Below are 4,919 nucleotides of genomic sequence, written 5' to 3'. Positions count from 1 at the left end.
AGCAATTTCTACTTCAATAGCCTTTTTCAGGTTAAGTTTTAGAACTTGAGAAATTGGCAAACCTTCCACCTCATTGATGAGATATTCTTGAGTTTCTGTTTCACGACGTTTGAGATAGACCGTTTTAAGCAGTGCCTCAATGCCATAACGCGTAACAATGTCGCCAATAATGGTAGAGATGCCTAAGACCCCAAGTCCACCAATTAGTCCCAGCGGACCGCCTAACCCAAAAAGTGCGTAAATCATCGGATAGGCAGTACCACCGGATGCGGCAACAGCAATAATGAAAATAATGCCGGGGAGTCCTAGAGATGCAAGTTTTTGAACAACTTCATCGAGAGAAATTCCCCAGGAGACAAGTTTTTTGTTGATGTCTGTGGGATTAATTCCGAGAAAATCATTGGGAATGGCCGTTTCAGTAGTTTCCGTCATTGATGAGACTCCTAAAATCACTAAGTTGGATTGGTTGGTCGGGATTTCAGTCATATAAAATCCATGGTAAGGCAAAAGAATACAAATTGGCTGTCTAGCAATCAGATGCCTTGCAGCATTTTACATTAGTCTTACCGTTCACACAACTTGTAGAAAATCGTCAGTTCTTAGATTAAATCCTGTTTAAAAGATAGATGAGATTGGGGAGAAAAAATTGATAACTGAGTTTTTAAAGTTGAATTGGCAGTTAACCATAGTCTTAAAAACGGATTTGGTATCAAATCTCAAGGCAAACTTTTAACTCTTCGGCTAAAATCTGGACATGGGGTTCCACCATAATCGAGACATGATTTCCTAGGACGAAATGAATCTCAACTGGCTCTGTAGAAAATTCACTCCAGCCTAAAGAGGAATCCTCGCAATCTCCAGCTATTAAATCTTTATTTGGATCATCAGATAATTCCTCACTGGCCCGTATAATCGTAATTTTACCAGGATAAGTCTGTTTAGGGAGATAATCAATCAGGCATAAACAGCTAGTTTTATAGGCTTGGACAATTTTTGCAAGCTGCCTAGTTTCCGCATTGGGAGGAAGCATATTAGCCAGTTTAAAAAAGTTTAAGGCGTATTTTAATTGTTCCTCCACTGTTAAGAGTTGAAGAGTTTCATAGGAAATATCGATGGTTTTATCTAAATAAACTTCGATACCTTTGCTGACTTCGGCTAACCACCGCGCATGATCCCAATTAATATAATCAAGCAAAATTTGTTTGTCTTTATAAGTGGGTGCTGAAGAATCAATGATTGCTAGTAATGCCACTTGTTCACCCTGATTAACCAACTGTTGAGCCATTTCAAAAGCCACATTACCACCGTAGGAATGTCCTCCCAAAAAGTAGGGTCCTTGGGGTTGTAAATCCTGCATGGCTTTAAGATAAATACTGGCTATATCCTCAATGCGAGTGATTTCTCCAAACTGTTGATAGAGATCATTTTCAAAACTGTAGAAAGGTTGATCTTTTCCTAAATAACGTCCTAAATGGTAAAAATAAAATGGTCGTCCCCCGGCCCCAGGGACACAGAAGAAAGGCGGCTTTGAACCATGAGGTTGAATGGGAACAAAATAAGACTGATTAGATGGATCTAAACCGGTTTTAATAATAGTCGCTAACTGTTCAATAGTTGGGTTTTGAAACAGTGTTGTTACGGCAATTTCTTCGCCCAACTGTTCCTTAATTTGAGTTATTAAATAAGGAGCCAACAGGGAATGACCACCGAGATCAAAAAAGTTATCCTGCACGCTAACTTTGTCAATTTTTAGCACTTTTGACCAAATTTGTACTAGGCTTAATTCTAACTGATTACGCGCTTCAATAAATCTGTCTGAATCACTGGGGTTACTAGGAGCTTTTAACGCACGGCGATCAATTTTTCCGTTAGCTGTTAAAGGGAAAAACTCCAGCAGCACAAACGCACCAGGAACCATATAACCGGGCAATTTATGGCTAAGAAATTGACGCAAATCGCCACTTGTTAGCTTTACTCCTAGCTTAGGTACAATATAGGCAACTAATTGTTTTTCCCCCGGATTGTCTTCACGAACAATCACACAAGAAGACTGTACCGCCTGATTTTGACTAAGTACAGCCTCAATTTCTCCCAATTCAATACGGAAGCCGCGAATTTTTACTTGATTGTCAATCCGTCCTACATATTCAATATTACCATCGGGTAAATAACGGGCCAAGTCTCCCGTTTTATATAATTTTGACGGCTCATTGCCCCCCTTATTAAGGGGGGTTGGGGGGATCACTTCATCCTTCTCAAAAGGATTAGGAATAAATTTTTCTTGGGTTAATTCGGGACGGTTAAGATAACCTTTGGCTAATCCTGCACCAGCAATATGTAATTCTCCTACTACACCAATCGGGACAGGTTGGAGATTTTTATCCAGCAAATAGATTTGGGTATTGGCAATCGCTTTACCAATGGGAATAGTTGTGGCTGTAGAAGCTACGTTTTCCACTAAATACCAGGAAGAAAACGTTGTATTTTCCGTTGGCCCATAGACATGAAGCAACCGTTGCGGCGCACCTTTTTCTAGTACCTCTTGTACCCATTTTGGTTCAACTGCTTCACCCCCAAATAGTAAGCAGCGTAAGTTACTAAAAGCTTGGGGAACTAAATTGGCTAACTGATTAAAAAGTGCTGTGGTTAAAAATAAGACACTAATCCGATTTTCCTTTAAGCTTAGTGCCAATTCTTGGGGTGAGAGCAAAACTGATTTAGCGATAATAATAATCTTAGCACCGTTAAGTAAAGCCCCCCAAATTTCAAAAGTAGCGGCATCAAAAGCAATATTAGACGCTTGAACAACGCGGTCATCAGGAGTAAACTGGATGTAATTAGTATTTAATACCAGTCGATTAACTGCTTGATGAGTGACGATAACACCCTTGGGTATTCCTGTAGAACCAGAAGTATAAATAACGTAGGCTAAATTATCCGCAGAAACTGTGCTGTTAAGATTTTCCTGACTTGCCTGATTAATTTGTTGCCAATCTTTGTCTAAACAGACAACAATAGCCTGATGATTTGGCAAGAAATTCTGTAAAGATTCGCAGGTTAACAGTATTTTAACTTGGGTATCTTGGAGCATAAAGCTAATGCGTTCTTGGGGATAATCTGGGTCAATAGGAACATAAGCTCCACCGACTTTAAGAATAGCCAATAATCCCACAATCATGTCTAAAGAACGCTCTAGACAAATCCCCACTAATTCCTCTGGTTTTACTCCTAATTTTTGCAGATAATGAGCTAATTGATTAGCACGACAATTTAATTCATTGTAGGTTAATTGTTGAGCTGAACATACCACTGCTACCGCGTCGGGTGTGCGTTTTACCTGTTCTTCAAATAACTGATGAATACATTTATCAGAGGGATAATCTGTGTGAGTTTCGTTCCACAATGATAACAATTGATAACGTTCTTCATCACTTAACATCGATAACTCAAAAATTCCCATATTGGGATTAGCTGCAATCGCAGTTAAGAGATTCTGAAAATGTTGACCCATTTGGTTAATGGTGGGGGCATCAAACAAATCCGTACTATAACACCAAACCGCTTCTAAACGATCAGAAACTTCCCAAAAATTTACCTCTAAATCAAATCGCGCTTTAAGCTCAACAGATAAAGGCAAACTCTCCATCTTTAAGCCAGATAAACTGGCCTCAGATTGGGGAGTATTTTGCAGTGAGAACATCACCTGTATCAAAGGATTGTGACTTAAATCTCGGTTTAATTGTAATTTTTCTACTAACATTTCAAAAGGCAAATCTTGATGAGCATAAGCTGATAAAGTTGTTTGCTTTACTCGTTCTAATAACTCCAGAAAACTCGGATTTCCCGACATATCACCCCTTAAAGCCAAAGTATTGGCAAAAAAGCCCATTAATTTCTCAATTGCCGAACTATTACGATTAGCGATGGGAGAACCTACCAAAACATCTAATTGACCACTATAACGAGAAATTAGGACAAAAAAAGCCGCCAGTAAAGTCATAAATAGTGTTGCTCCTGACTCCTGACTTAACCTTTTGAGGCGTTGCGTTAAGTCTTGATTCAGGCGAAAAACCTGCCCATCACCCCGGAAACTAGGAATTGGAGGACGGGGATAATCCGTCGGCAATTCTAAAATAGTAGGTGCATCTTGTAACTGTTTTTGCCAGTAATTAAGTTGACGTTCTAAGACTTCACCGGTGAGCCATTGACGTTGCCATACGGCAAAATCGGCGTATTGAATCGATAATTCAGGGAGAGGGGAAGGCAACCCCCGGACAAAGGCCGCATAAAGTTGAGATAATTCATCAAAGAAGATGCTCAAAGACCAACCATCGTAAATAATATGGTGCATCTTCAACAGCAATACATACTCTTGAAAACCCAGTTTAAGTAACTTAAATTGGACTAATGATTCCTTGGCTAGATTAAAGGGTTTTAAGGAGAAAGCAATCGCTATTTCTTGCAGATGTTCTGTTTGTTCATTCTTTGATAAACCTTGTAAATCTTCCAGGGGTAAACTTACGGTTGAAGGGGGAGCAATGCGCTGAATTGGTTGCCCTTCTACCATAGGAAAAGTGGTTCTTAAAATTTCATGACGGCGAATCAGTTCACTGAGACTTTGTTCTAAAGCTAATAGATTGAGGTTTCCTTCTAACCGTAAAGCGTCCAACAGATTATAGGAATGACTATCGGGAGAAAGTTGCTGCAGAAACCAGAGTCGTTGTTGAGCAAAAGAGAGGGGTAAATCCTGATCCCGTGACACAGGAATAATCTCTAACTCAACAGTATTAGTTGGGATTTTTGCCGCTCTTAAAAAGTCCAAAATTTCAGGTTTTTTGGCGGCGATTTCTTCTTTAATTTCTGGGGTCATAACCCCTTTGGGAGCCTGAAAACGAAGTTTTTCGCCTTCCAGCCATAGT

General features: G+C 39.7%; 2 protein-coding genes. Both read right to left on the bottom strand.

The window, feature by feature from the left end:
- The coding region (locus PX484_RS07740) for a hypothetical protein (RefSeq protein WP_288103366.1) at positions 1–432 on the bottom strand (432 nt) is incomplete at its 3' end.
- Positions 433–709: 277 nt separating this feature from the next.
- Positions 710–4,919: non-ribosomal peptide synthetase (locus PX484_RS07735; protein ID WP_288103364.1), on the bottom strand; the 4,210-nt coding region annotated here is incomplete at its 5' end.

Origin of the sequence: Microcystis sp. M49636_WE2 (genome assembly GCF_030065375.1) — a bacterium.
Taxonomy (GTDB): domain Bacteria; phylum Cyanobacteriota; class Cyanobacteriia; order Cyanobacteriales; family Microcystaceae; genus Microcystis; species Microcystis aeruginosa_C.
Note: the sequence above shows the minus strand (reverse complement) of the source record. Positions and strands in the feature narration are given on the sequence as shown.